The following is a 15,101-nucleotide window of genomic DNA, read 5'->3' as shown; positions in this document are numbered from 1 at the left end:
GTTCCCGCCCCCCCGAGGCACTCCCGGCAAGTTTCCAAGGCATCATCTTTCATCAACATATCGACCAACACATGAATCGAAGGAAATTCATTCACCTTGTCGGCAGCGGCGCGATTGGCACATCCCTGAGCCTGAGCCGGGCATCTTCACTGGACGGCGGGACGGACCTGAGTCTTCAGGGTTCAGCGTCGACCGGGCTTTCCCGGCCATCAGCGCCACGGAAATACCTCTTTACGGATCTGCGTATCGTCGACTCGGGTGGATTGCTCTGGAGGAACCGGGCGGGCGAATTGCTGCCGCTGAACGACCCGCCGATGCCGCAGGTTGACGCGATCGCGGATCTCGGCCCGACGCCCTTCGGGATAAGGCTCGAAGCGCAACCGTGTCGCAAGGAAGGCCCTCTCGATCCCATTCCGCCTCGCGGAAGTGTCTTCGATGAGGGTGTCTACCGTGCGTGGAGGCTGAATACCAACGCTTCGGACCGGGGAAGCCCGGCCATCCCGCCCGGCGCAAAGGTGGAGTCGTTGACCGTCACCGCCTACGAATCTCGGGACGGCTACGAATGGACCTCCCGGACAGGCCCGGAGATTGCGGTTCAACCTTTCACCGCGCCGGACGCGGACTTCTTCGTAGATCGCCATGCCCCCGAAGCGGAGCGTTTCAAAGGCTTCCTCTCAGTCCGCCTGAGCCGGGATCACCCACGCTTCGAGCAGCTCTGGGAGAGGTTCCAGAATCTCCACCCCCGCCACCGTGACCCTCGAGTGAGCCGGGATGAGCTCAATTGTGTTTTTGGACTCGTCTCCCCGGACGGGTTGGCGTGGCGGCTGATCGAGACGCCGCTGCATGTCGCCAAGGCCGACGCCGACTGCATCGGGCTCTACGATGAGTGGCTGGGCCGCTATGTCATGTACACCCGTTCGGTCCGCTTCCAGCAGCGGATCATCGTCCGCTCCGAATCGGTCGATTTCAGGAGATGGACTCCGCTGGAGCCGATCATCTGGCCGGATCTCCAACCTCCCTACACCGACGAGTATTACGTCAACTGCTACACGGGCTATCCCGGACTGGAGGGCTACCACCTCATGTTCCCCGGCGTTTACCATCTGGATACGGAGAGTTCCGAGTCTGATCTGTTCTCCAGCGCAGACGGAATCTGCTGGGACAGGGTCCCGGGCGGGCCGGTCTATGCACCCGGAGGATCCGGGTGGGAAGGTGGCGTCTTCGGGTATCTGCGCGGGAATCTCATTCCTCTTGGCGGAGACAGGATCGCACTGCCGTTCAGCGAAGTCCGCCACCCGCACAAGTACCCGCGCTGGCCGGGAGTGCGGGACAGCCTCGGTGGTTATGCCGTCTGGGATAAGGACCGGTTGAGCGCCATCGCGGCGGACAGTTATGGGAGATTCCAGACCCTGGACCTTCCGGTTGCGGGCAACGAACTCCGCGTAAACGTGAAGGTTCATCAGGCCGGCATCCTGCAGGTCGGGTTGGACAAAGTTCCCGGCCGCTCCCTCGACGACTGCGACCCCATCGTGGGCGACCATTCAACCAGGGTTGTGACCTGGCGGGGGGAAAAGGCGCTCCGAATCGAGCCGGGGGCCAAAGTGGGTATTCAGTTCCGGATGCGGTCGGGAAAGATCTTCGGATTCGAGTGGGGTCAAGGCTAGATCGAGGAGTACAACGCCGCCCTGCCGGTCAACCTTTCGACGCGGGGACACACCGGACAGGGGGCGTCGATCCTGACCGGAGGGTATGTCATCGTCGGAGACATCCTGAATCGGGTGCCGGTCCAGGGCGTCGGGCCAGAGTTGGGAGACGCTCGCTTCAGACTGGCAGGAGTCCCTTCCGGTCCTTACCTGAGAGTGTGGAAGGACGGCAAGCGGCGGAAGAGGCGATGGGGGCATCGCGTTCATCGAGGTCTACACAGTTGGGACCGGCCAGGATGTCTGAGCTGAAGAATCCAGTGGCGGGTGCGTCCCCCGGCAAGGCTCCTGGGTCGGCGAGGTTTCAGATACGAAGAAGGCCGGTGGGGTTTGCTCGACGGCCCGGGACCGCGCGTTCGACTTCCCGAAGATGAGCCCTGTCTTCCGTCAGGGATCAACCACCTCGAAACATGCGGATGACACGATCGTAACTCAGCCCGTAATGCAGGAGGCAGACGATCCCGAGAGTCCCGGCGAGGCCTGTATTCCCGGTCGAGACACCCGCGCCGCAGGCCAGGGTGAAGAAGACGATTTCCAGGAGCAGGCGCACCCGTCCACCGACTTCGATGACCGGAGTCCCACCGTCGTTTTTCATCCGGAATATCCCCCACATCGCCGCCGGCAGGATAACGCATGCCGCGCAGATGAGGAACCGCAACGGGCCATTCGCCCAGGACCAGCCCCAAACCCCGAAGGCGATCAGGGCGGCCATCTCAAGAGCAAGTCGAAGGAGAAGGTTGAGTGGGTTGTTGGCCACACGACAACCTGAGCCGGTCATCGTCCGATTGCGAGAACAAGCTTGGAGTGCCGGAAGGAGTCAATGTTCGGATTCTCAACTTCCGATCCGGTCGTGGTCCCACCCTGCTGATCCGCAACATTGAACGGTCAAACCCCGGACGATGACGGATTCCGGGGACTGCCCCCTTTCGAAAACTCAACCCCGGTGAAATGGGCGGGTTGATCGGAGACCCGGCCGGGCTGGACAGTTGGCACTTTCCGTATTGCAGTTCGCGCCGTTCCGGCAGAGAATGAATCCACTCCAAAACGTATCCATCGTACAATACACATTCAGGCATAAATCCATGTTCACAATCGATACCCTGTTCAATCTTGCCAGAGCCTCCGCCCTGGCCTCCCTTCTGGCATTGACCGCATCCACCATGGCGCAGGACGGGACGATCTACCCGCTCGAAGCCCCTGCCGAGCCCAACGCGATTGCGCTTGGCACGGGAGGTGTCGACGACCAGCCCGCGCCGGAGAGCTGGTTCCGTCAGTGGGGCGACCCCATGGCGCGCAATGTCTCGAACGCCACCCTGACACCGTTCCTGCCCGATCCGGCCATCGCGAACGGTCTTGCCGTCATCGTTGCGCCCGGCGGCGGGTTCCGCTGGCTTTCGATGGGGAACGAAGGCTGGGAGGTTGCGGAGGCATTGAATGCCCACGGCATCGCTGCCTTTGTCCTCAAATACCGACTCCAACCGACGCCCGAGTCGCTTGATGGCTTTAGAGACTCGATGAACCGGACCTTCGCCGCCGCCAGTCAGTCCTCGGACTCAACGCGGACGGAGGAACCGCCGGGACCACCGCGCTGGGATCTGACGAACCAGCTCGAAGATGCCGAAGCCGCCTACGCGATGATTGTCGACCGGGCGGAGGAATGGGGTGTCGATACGAAGCGGATTGGCATGATCGGCTTTTCTGCCGGCGCCGGGCTCACCATGCACAGCACGCTCCACTCGAAGACGATGAAGCTCGCCTTCATAGGCCCGATATACGGCGGGATGGGACCGGTTGAGGTGCCGGCAGATGCCCCGCCCCTGTTCAGCGCCATCGCAACCGACGACTTTCTCTTCCGGGGCCAGTTCGGCCTGATCAAGTCCTGGTACGATGCGGGCCGGCCGGTCGAGTTTCACCTTTACCAGAACGGCGGCCACGGCTTCGGTCTCGGCAACCCCGACCGGACCAGCAACCGCTGGTTCGACGCTTTCATCCACTGGCTGGACGTGAACGGTTTCCTCACCGCCGATTCGTCCAGCTCGTAAGGGGCGCAATAGAGATCGCCTCTCACTCGGTGATGTAGACGGATGAGATCCCAAAGTTCGCCCTCAGCCCGAGCCGCAATTCCGAAATTCTGTTTTTGTTTTGCCATCTCGCTGTGTCGAGGCGCCCAACCGTGGCCCACACGCCGGCACAACGGCGTGGTCTGCCGTAGTTGACGCGGCAACGGCGCCCGGTTTCGATCTGTCCATGAAACTTCCGCGGCGACGGTGTTCACGGTGGTGGGCGTTGGCGGTGGCACTGACTGCGGCCGGTGGGTTGCATGCCGCCGGCATCACCTACATCGGCAGGACGACGGACCGGACGGACTTTCACGCGGCGCCGCAGATGGGCGTCCTTGGCTACTGGTTCCCCCATTTCAATGCCCCGGAGCCCGTGATGGACCGCCCGACCGATGAGCTCGAACGCAACGGCCTGCCGGTCTGGGCCGGTCCGCTGGTCCACCTCGACTCATGGATGAGCATCCGTTTCTTCAGGCGCACCTTTTCCCAGGACGGCCCGTGCCGTTCGGCCGGTGGTTTCGCGGCGTTCAATCGGTTTACGCTGCCCGACGGCGAAGTGGGTCTTTCGGGCATCATCCTCGATCCCCATGCCGCCGGCAATACCAGCAATGCAGTGAACCGCATCATGCTCGGGGAAGGCACGCCGGCGTCGTTCTATCTGCGCATCGTCGTCGATAACACGGGCGGGAAGTACAACGCGATCTCCCGCCTCCGGGCCCGGGGCGTCCATCAGGGAAACGCAGTGGAGCCGGACACCTGGCCGCAGCCCGGGGAGGAAGGATTCAACGGCGTCGCGGACATCTACACCTTCCGCTTCGACGGCTTCGTGGCGGGGGACTTCATCAAGATCCAGCTGGCCGGCATGCCCGGGGACGTGGCGATCGGCGGTGGAGCCAGCATGGGTGGCATCCTGTTCGACCCGGCGCCTTGAGAGGGGCAGACCAAAGGGGTCCGGATTCCCATGGTCCTGACTTCATGCGTCGAGTCCTCCGCATCAGGGAGCCCGGTGGGTGCCCATGGACTCCTTGCGTCTCCGGCGATGGAACCAAGGCGCGGTCCGCGACCCGCAAAGGAACGCTGTCGCCGCCGCAACAACGGCAGGTCGAACAAAGAGCCCCCACATACGCCACGCAATCAGGGGTCAACACTCCCGGATTCAGTCCGGTATTGATCCTTGATCAATCGCTGGGCCGGCAACCCGTCAACCCAACTACAAACTACAAAGCCTGACCCTTTTTCCCCTGACCCTTTTTCCCCCGAATTGGCATGCAGGGAAAACCAGGCGAACGGCGTCTCAGGATTTTGGCCATTCCGGCAAAACCTGTCCGGTGATCGATTCGTCCGGATTCAGTTCAAGTGATCCGACGGGCGCTGGAAAGCGTTCAACGTTCTGTCCATGGTTTCCCGGCAGACCGACCGGTCTCCGGTCATGCAAGCCGGAGGAGCTGAGGTCGGACTTCGCTATCTGAAAGCGTGGTCAGGATCAAGAGTCAACAGGCCGACTCCCTCCAACTGTCTCTGGCGAACCTGACGGCCGGATGCAGGGTTATCCTCTTGCAACACTTAACATAAAGACGCAGGCTGACGGCTGTCTTGTTGTCCTTCTCACAATGCCGATTCCCGGAGGAATCAGCGCAATCAACCACCTCTCGTGTCAGTGGAATGGATACCGTTCATGGAATGGCAGCGACTGAAACATATTGCTTGTTTCCATGGATGCCGGACTTTCCAAGTCGGGCCCTGAGGCGGACAATGGAACGAAGGTGTTTCCATTCAAAGGAACCGCACAATGAAGAATCTCCTGATGCTCGGCGCTCTGATCGGATCAGGGTTGGTAATTTCCCCTGTCGGCAGCGCCCAGCGGCCTGAAACTCCGGGCCATGAGGCAGGTATTGAAGGCCCCGAAACAGAGTGGGAGGACGATGTGGATGTCGCTTTCGCCGAGTTGCCACCGGTGGTTCAGCGGACGATCGGAACGCACCTGGATGGAGTCGGCATCGATGATCTCAGGAAGGATCATGAAGACGGTCGGGTCGTCTATGAGGTTGAGGCCGCAATGGCTGACGGCACAGCGATTGAGCTCAAGGTCGCCCCGGACGGTACGATACTGAAGAAGGAGATCAAAGCGCCGCCTCATCCGATGGAGCGAACGCTTGCCGAAGGCGTCCGGCAACCGAGTGGTGACACCGTTGCCCTTTGGCTGTTTGACGAAATCGACTACCCACACTCCACTCTGACTGATGCCAGCGAATATGCCAGGGCCGACCTGTGCCTGATGGACGGCGGCCGCCTGGTGCAAGGCCGGTTCGGGCACGCTTTGCGTGTATCCGGCACGGACTATGCGCTCTGTTATGCCGGGTTTGCCGGAAAGGTCTCTGAAGAAGAACTGCGCGAACCTGACGGAACCCCCAGTGCTCTTTGGGGACCGACGGAGGGTCCGGGCGCGCTCCTTGAAGCACTCGCAGGTGGCGAATGGACGATTGAATTCTGGATCAATCCGGAACCAGACGTTGGTCCCTCCACGGTGATTGATCTGGGCCAGGCCTATGAGCCCGGGTTCTCCCTGACCCTGACCACCGGCGGGTTCGAACTCGTCAACCGGCTTGCCGGAGTCAAGTTGATCTGTCCGGCGGGTTTGGCGGCGGGCGAATGGCATCATGTCGCTATCAGCCGTCGCGGTTCGGAAGCGCTGTGTTTCGTCAATGGCGTAGAGCAGACTCCTGCTTCCCGGCTTGATCGGATTGAGAAGCGCGCCGCGCCGGACCTGCAGAAACCCGAAGATCGGGAGAAGGAGCACCGGGACTTCAAGCTCATGGACTTCGAACGGCGTCGCCTGAATCGCTTCAATGTCGCAATCGGATCGAATCGCGCGAACGAGAATCACATGACCGGTTTGATCGATGAAATGTGCATATCGAAGGTGGCCCGATACGACGCCGATTTCGTCCCGACCAGCCACTCAAGGAATTTCGGGCCCGATTCCCCTCCCCCGCCGGTCGCCGATGGTCCGGGACTGCTTTTCGATCCCTCGGCGGTCTCGATACCACTCAAATTCGGTGCCCGCAGGCATGTCTTCATCGACGACGCGATCATCGATACCCGGACTGGAGTGCAGATCCGGATGAACCAACCCTTCAACCGGCAGGAGATCGGCAAGGACTTTCCCATCAGGAAATCGTCGCTGCGGGCGAGCGTCTTCGACGTTGACGGAGTCGTCTATATGGCATTGCCGGAGGGATACGCCTCGGAAAAAGGAAAGACGTATCTGGCCACATCCCAGGATGGACTCAACTTCGTCCTGAAGGGCCTGATCCTGCCCGAGACGCCGATGTACGGGTCATTCTTCAGGGACCTGAACCCGGATGTCCCGGACAACGAGAAATACAAGGTCAACGCTTTCGTTGCCACTCGGGGCATGTACTTTTATACATCGGGTGACGGCATCAACTGGAGGAGGAACGAGGTGAGTCAGCTTCCCCTTCGATCCGGCGGCGAAGGCGAATGCTTCTGGGATGACCAGCGGGGTCGTTACGCCAGCTACATCAAGCGCGACAGCAGTTTTCACAACGATGAGTGCTCCCCGCCGGGTGGAAGGGTCGGTGTGGGTTTCTGGACGAAGGAAATCCTCAAACCCTGGCCCTTTCACAAAATGGATACGCCCTATTTTGAAGGATACCCTTTCCCATCCGTTTCCTGCGAAGGTCCGATCTCATTCCCCGTAACTGAAGCGGGCGAGGTCTACCGAATCAGGGCCATCAAGTACCCGTGGGCCCCCGACGTTTATCTCGCATTCGTCTGGAGATACTCTTCCGACAATGATGAGGTCAGGCATATTGACCTCGGGGTCAGCCGTGATGGTGAAAACTGGTCGTTTTTCGGAACCGATTGGTACATCCCATTGGGGACGCAGGAAGAGGAACTCACCCTTTACGGACTTGTTCGCCGTGGCGATGAGATCTGGCAATACGTCGATGAAGGCGGTGCGCACGGAGGCGATGACCAAAGATTCTATTATCGATACAGCCAGCGCCTGGACGGATTTGTTTCGCTCGATGCGGGCGCCGATCCCGGGATCGCGACTACGCTACCCTTGGTGTTTGCAGGCGATCAGCTGTTGCTCAACATCCATGCGAAGGGTTCGGTCCGGGTGGGCCTGACCGATGAAAACGGCGTAGCCTATCCGGGCTTTGAACCGGGTCAATGCGACCCGATAGTAGGCGATTCCGTAGGCAAGACCGTCACCTGGAACGGACAGTCAAGTGTTGCCACACTGGCGGGAAAGCCCGTGCGCCTTCGATTTGAAATGCAGGAAGCCAAGCTCTACGCCTTCGAGTTCGCCCGAGGCTTGTAGGGCCGGCATAGGCACTTGCCGGTCGGGAAGCAAAGCATTCGGCCTTCCTTTTTCGGGCTCCGGATCCAAGAGGGGTCCCTTGCAGTCAACCCACGCCTCAAGAGCCAGACCCTGGACGATGCCGAAAAGCCAGGGCGGATCCTTTCTGTCCCCCGTGTTCCGAATGCCCCAACCGCCAGAGTGTCCACAACTCTAGAGCCTGACCGGCCGACGCATCTTCGGGGCTCTTGACAGGGCCGGAATTGAGGAGCCTAATCAACGGGGCCGAAGAGGGAAAACCAGCGCGCAGACCACCTGCGATTCTGTATGCCGCATCCATACCATCCCATCATCTACGTACGCGGGTTCGCAGCGACCTCCGGCGAAATAGAAGACGCCGTGGCCGATCCCTATATGGGTTTCAATCTGGGGTCCACAAAGACGCGAACAGCGTGGACGGGTGATCTCAAACGGTTCTATTTCGAGTCCCCCGTCATCCGCCTGATGTGCGACTACGAATACCAGGATGTCATCGAAGCCGGCGATGACATCGTCACAACTGACAAACCAAACAACGCCGTCCCCTACCGCTGCATCGTCATCCATCGGTATTACGAAGACGCATCGGAAGCGTTCAGCGACGGGAACAGCCGGCCCATCGAACATTTTGCCCGGCGCCTTGGTCAGCTCATCCTGCGTCTGCGCCAACGGATCTGTGAAAACCCGAAAAACGAGGTAACCCCTGAAGACTTCCGCGTCTACCTGGTCGCCCATTCAATGGGTGGTCTTGTCTGCCGTGCCTTCATGCAGAACCCTGAGCTGGGGGATGCATCCGCCCGTGCCGCAGTCGATAAACTCTTCACCTATGCCACGCCGCACAACGGTATCGACCTGCGAATTGTGAACAACGTCCCGGGTTGGCGAGCCCTCGGGGACGTCACCAATTTCAATCGCAAACGCATGGCCGGCTATCTGGGCCTGCCTGAGGGAACTGACGACGTATCCGAAATCAAAGGCTTTCCCGCTGAGCGTGTCTTCAATCTGGTGGGCACCAATCCGAAGGACTACCCGGTCCTGGGTGGAGTATCCGCCTGGGCCGCGGGCGATGCGAGCGACGGGTTGGTCCGGATCGAGAAGGCCACGACCTTTGGCCACGCATCCGACGGCCGCCGCGTCACCTCGCCAAGGGCCCACATCAACCGCAGCCATTCGGGTCATTACGGTATAGTGAATTCGGAGGAAGGATACCAGAACCTCACCCGGTTTCTATTCGGACAGATCCGGTTCGACGGACGACTGGATATTGATGACATCACACTGCCCGCAGCCGTGGAAAAACAGTTCAAGGCGGGCAAGACCGTCAGGGCCTCCTACCAGTTCGAGGTTGTGGCGAGTGTCCGTGGTTGCCATTGGGACATTCATCGCAGAACCAGACGCGAGCACTCGGCCATCTTTCGCACCTATGACCAATTGTTCGCCCCGTCGCCATCCTCCGACAAACGGCCACCGGATCGCGACCAGAGCCCTCACCTTTTTTCCATCTTTCTCGACCGCAAGTTCAGTCACTCATCGCGCAAATCGGTAAGTTTTGCCTTCGAGCTTTCGGTCGTTGTCCCCGATTACGAAGTCGACGGTTTCCTGTTCCTTGATCGCCACTACGAAGGCGCAACCATCTACCGGGAGACCATTCTTCTTGAGGCCTTTCCAGATTCCAGGACCCGCAGCGGCTGGCGCGTCTGCTACGGTTTTCAGAGCAAGACGCCCAACCTGGCCCGCCGAAAAGCCCGGGGTGACGTTTTCACCGACTCCGCAGGGTCCGGTGTCGTGTTCTCCCTTCCGATCTCGCAATCCCAACGACCCGGCCTTTCCGGGGCATTGCGAATCTCCGCCCGCCCGTGGAACACGGAACCCCGCTAACCGGGGGTGCGACCAACGGCGGAAATGGGGGTCAACAGTCAGTTCTCAGCTTCAAATCCGGCTGCAGTCTCTCTGCAGATCACCCATGCGTGCCAATCGATCTGCGGATGATGCCAGTATTCAAGTTGCGACCCCTTTGGGCTGATTTGATGAGCCGCGAAACAGCGTCGCGGCCGCAAGTGGCACCAACAGGGAAGAAACAAAGGCGACTGGAGAAACCCACATACCCGCCGCGGGAGAGGCGACCACCACTCCGCCCGCCGCGGTACCGCACGCCATGCCGGTCAACATGGCCCGTGGCGTGATACGGATCTTCGTTATGGCAAGAATCATACAGGCGAGCATCGGGCCCAGGAACAGCCCCATTACGATCTGTGAGGCATTCAGCATCGTACCCATGCGCTCGATCAATCCGGCCATTGCGGTGGCAGAAATGCCGATCACAAGGCTTGAGCGCCGGCTCAACTGGTAGGTTTCCACGGCCGTCCTCTTCCGCCCGAAACGCGCCATCCAATCATTGGTGAACGCGCCGGCCAGGGCGTTGACCCCACTCGTCATGCTGCTCATTGTCGCGGCGAGGATCGCAGCGATCAACAGGCCCGAAATGCCCACCGGAAGTTCGTTCGCGATGAAGTAGGAAACAACCCTGTCCGGTTTGACCGGCAGGTCCGGATCGGGGTGATGCCGGTACCAGAGCGACAACAGAAGCCCCACGCAGACCAACGTGACGACGACCACCGCCGCTCCGACAATATTGATCAGGAATGACCGGGTTGCCTCTTTCGGCGTATCCGAAGTCAGATACCGTTGCAGCGCCATCTGATCCGAGAGATAGGAGGACACGTTTCCCACCCCTCCGCCGATCAGGATCGCCCAGAAGGTGAAGGTGAGGGTCGGATCAAACGAGAAATTGAAAAGTTCCAGCCGTCCGGCTTCACCGAGTTCACTCACCATCTCGGCCGTCGAAAGGTCCAATCTCGACCAGAGGAAGGTCCCGATGAAAATCATGCCCAACGCGACAACGAGGAACTGAATCGCGTCGGTGATGATCACGCTTCGAATCCCTCCGATCACGGTATAGAGTGTCGAAGACAGGCCGATCGCCAGGACAATGGGCCAAAACCAGGCGGGACCGAGGTCGGCGGTTCCCAGGATCACAACGGCCGGTGCATAAACCAGCACACCCATCCAGCCGATCCGCATCAGTGCGAACATCGCGGACAGGGTCAGCCTCACCTCGATTCCAAAACGTTTCTCGATGATATCGTAGGGATGCAGCCAGTTACCCGACAAGAATCGCGGAAGGAACCAGAAATGAAGCACGAGCCACGAGACCGGCAGGGCGACCAGACCGACGGCAATCTGAATACCCCCACTGTAGGCGGAACTGATGTAGACGATCAGACTGATGCCACTGAAAAAAGTCGCGGCGATGCTCAGTCCGACCAGAACGGTGCCCAGTCGTCCCCCGAACAGACCATGCGCGGTGAAATATTCGTCAGCTGATTTCTTCCGCCCACGGGATGCGATCCCGACCACGACTACCGCCGTCAGGTAGAGGATTACGACTGCTATGTCTGGAGGGCGCATGATGAACGCTCCGGGCCGCCCCGCAGGATGGTGACCCCAGGCCATTGGATTAAACGCAAGTTCGGCAACCATCGACTGCGGGAAGACAGTTCGACCGGTTCGGGACCGGGCCTTGTAATAATGCGGGGTGTCCTGTCACATCCAGGCTGACCATCACAGCAGACTCCGGACGGAGGTCGCCCGGGAAGGCCCTCCGGTCGGTCTGGCCCGAAGGCGGGTGGAGCGCCTTCGTTCATTGCACTTCGAAGTCGACCGTGAGTACGCGACCGAAGGATGCGACGAAATTGACCGTCTCCCAGTTTTCGTAGTTCTTGGAATCGTGGGTTCCCACATACCTGGATGGGAACCGCCCGTCGTGCCACCAAAGCGCAGCCGATACCTTCACCTCGGTGTGTACCGGCAGGAGCGCGTCCTGGCTGATCCAGTATTTCGCCACCGCCAACTGCCCGCCCCCCACGATCTTAATTCCCCGGGCATTGAACTGCATGGCGAATTCCCGTCCCACGATGTCGTCAGGCGACCAGTCTTCTCCTTCCAACCGCGTCACCCGACTGAACAGATAGCAGGGTACTCCACGATAATCCGCTTTGCCCTCAAAGAGAAAATCCGAAGGTGCATTGACCCGGCGCGGGGACATCAGCAGTTGAGCGTGGGGCAAGCTGACCAATCCCTCAGCCGTCCATTTCTCTCCCGGCAGCGCGTAGGATCTCAAAGGTGCACCCACCGCGTCGTTCAACAATACCGCCTGCCAGGCGATCAAGTCCTCCCCCTTGGGAACCCCGGGATTCACCTGTCGACCGTTGGGAAGCAATTTGGCGGTCAGCCCGCCCCGGGGATCGCTCCAGGAGACAGGAAATCCTCGCCCATCCGAAGCTCCGATGTCCAGATCAAATACGGCTTCACGACTGAAGACCGCGGATACAAAGTCACGGCTCCCGAAGGCATCAGCCGCCCCCCCGGAAGCCTCCAGGTCTATCTGACGCATTCCACTGGCATAGGTCTGCGTGCCCTCAGGGAGAGGGAGCTTGAAAATCTGCATGAACTCCGGATAGCCGGAAACGATCTGCTCCTGCTTGAGATGCACACGCATCTGCAGTCCCTCTTTCCATCCATAACGGGGAGCGGGCCCGTCCGGCAACAACCCGAAAACCATCTGCCTCAGACCCTCCGCCTGCCCGATATCACTGCGGAAGACATGGGCATTCCCAAACGACCCGGCATCACCAAACAAAAGGACCTTGCCTCGTTGATAAGTCGCCAGCACGGCCACCGGACCCAGCGCTTTCTGACTGTGACTCTCGAGGAGGACCTGCGTTGTCGGCTCGGCTGAAGCCAGGACTTCCAGCGTGGTGCCGTTTCCGAAGATCATGTCGTCGACGCCGTCAAACAGAGGATGGTCGTTGGCAATCGGGATCGAAATCGTATCCGTCTGGCCGGGAAGGAACCGCACGCCAAACCGTTCGGCGATCAGGTTGAGCCCCGCAAAGTCGATCGGACCCGTTTCAGGCTCAGGAATACTGTTGGCCACCAGGATGAGGCACCCTCCCCTTGCCACAAACGCTTCCAGGATGGAGGCCTCCGTCTCAGTCAGATCGCTTCGTCCTCCATGCGTGAGCCGAACCGGGCAAACCATCATATAGGCCGCCACGCCGTCCAACAGTGACTCCGACAGCGGCCGACGGCTGATTTCCACCTGGAACTTATCGGCAATCAATTCTGAAAAGGCGAAAGTGCCATTGGGGATCGCCGTCGCTTCCGGTGAGTAGAAATTCGTCAGGTCCCTCAACGACGACCCTCCACGCGCCACGCCTTGACCAAACAATTCATCCGATCGCTGCTTCTGATAGTAGTCGTCGAACAGGAGTCGCCCGCCTCCGGCGACGACAGGCTCCGACACGGTTACGGCCCCGTGCAGCGTGCCGATCAATCCGCCCGCAAAAACGAGAGACAGGGCCGATGAGAAACAGCCCGGTCTTCCGAACCTGCCTTGGGCGAGGAATGGCAGCTTCCTGCGCAGTGTCTTGCGGTCCATTTACTGAAACTGAAACGAATAGAGTTTTGCGTTCTTGAAATGGATGCGCAACCGAATCGGTTTCCCCTGCAGGGATGACAGGTCCGTCCGACCATTCCACGAAACAAGCTGATTGATACCGGTGGTTGAGAGGGTATCCGCATCGTCGAAGGCGAAGCCATCCAACGGGGTATGACGTCCGTCCAGGAGTTCGACCTTCACTTCGCAGGGCTCCGCTCCCCATTGCTGCAAGGCGGCGCGCATGTTGAGAAAAAGTTTCTCGCTGGTGAATGTGAACGAACGAGTCGTCACCACGCTGAATTCGTGCCGCGCGCCCTCAAGGGAAACGAACCCATCCAGCGGCAATCGAGCCAGACCGATGCCGGCCGTCGCCTTGTCGCCCAATACCACGAGTTGCTCCGGCGAGCGCCAATTCGTACCCGTATAGTAGCAGAGAATCTCTCCGTCATGAATGATGGGCTTCTGTGCGTAGATTGAGACGGCATCGAAATCGCCATTGTCTCCCCGCCTGATCACCGGCTCCCGGTAAGTCCGATTGTAGTGAACCCCATCGCGACTGAAGACAAAGTGCGGTTCATGGGTGGTGTTGGTTGTGGAGAAAATCCACAGAAACCCGAGATACCAACCCTCATAAAACGCCGTCGGCATGTTATAGAACTCGGTATCCGGGTAATCCAGCCCGTCGACCACGATGATTGTCTCCGGTTCCGACCACTTGATGAGGTCGGGGCTTTCCGCCCGTCCGATTGAACGCCGATGATGGTACGCGGAATGCATGTGGAAGTTGTTTTCCATGTGCACGGCGTAGGTATTCCGGATGGGGTCCCATCCGAGAAACTCCGTCGGTCCCCAACGACCGGGTTGATCGCCCGTATCGATCACGGGCTCACTCCATGAGGCCTTCCATTTGTAGCCGTCGGCGGAGTGGTAGGCGGAAATTGTCATTCCAGTGCCGTCGTAAGTCCCTTCCCGGGTATGGGCTTTGTAGCGCCGCTCGGGGTCCGGGTCATGCAGGTCCTCGAAAAAGTAGGAGTAGAGCGCCTCCTCGGGCAGGATATTGTTCGCCTTGGATCCCTGGAATTCGACCAGACCAAGCTCGGGCTTCTCCCAGTGGACTCCATCATCAGAGAATGCTTCGCAGACCACCCGTTGGGCCGCGGTCGAGTCCCCCTCGCCAAGGACAATCACTTCGCCCTGTTCGTTGCGCCCTCCGGAGCGAAAGACCCCCGACGAATAACGCATCCGAAACTTACCCAGCCGTTGATCGTAAATGGCCCAGGCCAGCCGCATATCGGGCCCCTCCCATGGCTTGTCACGTCTGATGACGGGATTGTCCGGCAACTTCACGGCCGGATTCAGTCGACGGGCCGTGTTCTCCATCGTCTCGACGATTTCATCATCGAAGAAAAACTGCCGTTCGCTGCCAATCGGGTTCAGCGCACCATATGATAGCGAATGAGACATAACCGGAA

9 protein-coding genes are annotated in these 15,101 nt (G+C 59.8%); 5 read left to right on the top strand and 4 right to left on the bottom strand.

The features are described from left to right. Positions 1-71 precede the first annotated feature (71 nt). Positions 72-1,664 (top strand): hypothetical protein, encoded by a 1,593-nt coding sequence (locus R3F07_11690; GenBank protein ID MEZ5277034.1) that lies wholly within the window; start codon positions 72-74, stop codon positions 1,662-1,664. Positions 1,665-2,094: 430 nt separating this feature from the next. Here R3F07_11690 and R3F07_11685 read toward each other — a convergent pair whose 3' ends face one another. Then, positions 2,095-2,478 carry a DUF2568 domain-containing protein gene (locus tag R3F07_11685; GenBank protein ID MEZ5277033.1) on the bottom strand — a complete coding sequence of 128 codons (384 nt, stop codon included), beginning with the start codon at positions 2,476-2,478 and terminating at the stop codon, positions 2,095-2,097. Between the two features lie 304 nt (positions 2,479-2,782). Between R3F07_11685 and R3F07_11680 the strand changes: the two genes are divergently transcribed. The 4 genes from R3F07_11680 to R3F07_11665 all read left to right on the top strand — a co-directional run bounded on the left by R3F07_11680 (position 2,783) and on the right by R3F07_11665 (position 10,007). After that, positions 2,783-3,742, top strand: a complete 960-nt coding sequence (locus R3F07_11680) for an alpha/beta hydrolase (GenBank protein ID MEZ5277032.1) — start codon at positions 2,783-2,785, stop codon at positions 3,740-3,742. A gap of 205 nt (positions 3,743-3,947) precedes the next feature. Continuing rightward, positions 3,948-4,691, top strand: a complete 744-nt coding sequence (locus R3F07_11675; GenBank protein ID MEZ5277031.1) for a hypothetical protein — start codon at positions 3,948-3,950, stop codon at positions 4,689-4,691. 858 nt (positions 4,692-5,549) lie between these two features. Continuing rightward, positions 5,550-8,111: a LamG-like jellyroll fold domain-containing protein gene (locus tag R3F07_11670; protein MEZ5277030.1), complete on the top strand. Its 2,562-nt coding sequence runs from the start codon at positions 5,550-5,552 to the stop codon at positions 8,109-8,111. Positions 8,112-8,417: 306 nt separating this feature from the next. After that, positions 8,418-10,007, top strand: coding sequence for a hypothetical protein (locus tag R3F07_11665; GenBank protein ID MEZ5277029.1), 1,590 nt, complete (start codon positions 8,418-8,420; stop codon positions 10,005-10,007). A gap of 120 nt (positions 10,008-10,127) precedes the next feature. On the opposite strand, the gene R3F07_11660 is transcribed toward R3F07_11665, so the two are convergent. The 3 genes from R3F07_11660 to R3F07_11650 all read right to left on the bottom strand — a co-directional run bounded on the left by R3F07_11660 (position 10,128) and on the right by R3F07_11650 (position 15,093). Next, positions 10,128-11,597 (bottom strand): hypothetical protein, encoded by a 1,470-nt coding sequence (locus tag R3F07_11660; protein ID MEZ5277028.1) that lies wholly within the window; start codon positions 11,595-11,597, stop codon positions 10,128-10,130. A gap of 232 nt (positions 11,598-11,829) precedes the next feature. Further along, complete coding sequence (locus tag R3F07_11655) at positions 11,830-13,629, bottom strand: hypothetical protein (protein ID MEZ5277027.1); 1,800 nt, start codon at positions 13,627-13,629, stop codon at positions 11,830-11,832. Beyond that, complete coding sequence (locus R3F07_11650) at positions 13,630-15,093, bottom strand: hypothetical protein (GenBank protein ID MEZ5277026.1); 1,464 nt, start codon at positions 15,091-15,093, stop codon at positions 13,630-13,632. Positions 15,094-15,101 lie beyond the last annotated feature (8 nt).

It is taken from the genome of Opitutaceae bacterium (assembly GCA_041395105.1).
Lineage (GTDB): Bacteria > Verrucomicrobiota > Verrucomicrobiia > Opitutales > Opitutaceae > B12-G4.
Note: the sequence above shows the minus strand (reverse complement) of the source record. Positions and strands in the feature narration are given on the sequence as shown.

Bases quoted from the DNA above. Each gene is read 5' to 3' on its own strand.
- R3F07_11685 (MEZ5277033.1), bottom strand. From the start codon at position 2,478: ATGACCGGCTCAGGTTGTCGTGTGGCCAACAACCCACTCAACCTTCTC.
- R3F07_11660 (MEZ5277028.1), bottom strand. From the start codon at position 11,597: ATGCGCCCTCCAGACATAGCAGTCGTAATCCTCTACCTGACGGCGGTA.
- R3F07_11680 (MEZ5277032.1), top strand. From the start codon at position 2,783: ATGTTCACAATCGATACCCTGTTCAATCTTGCCAGAGCCTCCGCCCTG.
- R3F07_11690 (MEZ5277034.1), top strand. From the start codon at position 72: ATGAATCGAAGGAAATTCATTCACCTTGTCGGCAGCGGCGCGATTGGC.
- R3F07_11655 (MEZ5277027.1), bottom strand. From the start codon at position 13,629: ATGGACCGCAAGACACTGCGCAGGAAGCTGCCATTCCTCGCCCAAGGC.
- R3F07_11650 (MEZ5277026.1), bottom strand. From the start codon at position 15,093: ATGTCTCATTCGCTATCATATGGTGCGCTGAACCCGATTGGCAGCGAA.
- R3F07_11665 (MEZ5277029.1), top strand. From the start codon at position 8,418: ATGCCGCATCCATACCATCCCATCATCTACGTACGCGGGTTCGCAGCG.
- R3F07_11670 (MEZ5277030.1), top strand. From the start codon at position 5,550: ATGAAGAATCTCCTGATGCTCGGCGCTCTGATCGGATCAGGGTTGGTA.
- R3F07_11675 (MEZ5277031.1), top strand. From the start codon at position 3,948: ATGAAACTTCCGCGGCGACGGTGTTCACGGTGGTGGGCGTTGGCGGTG.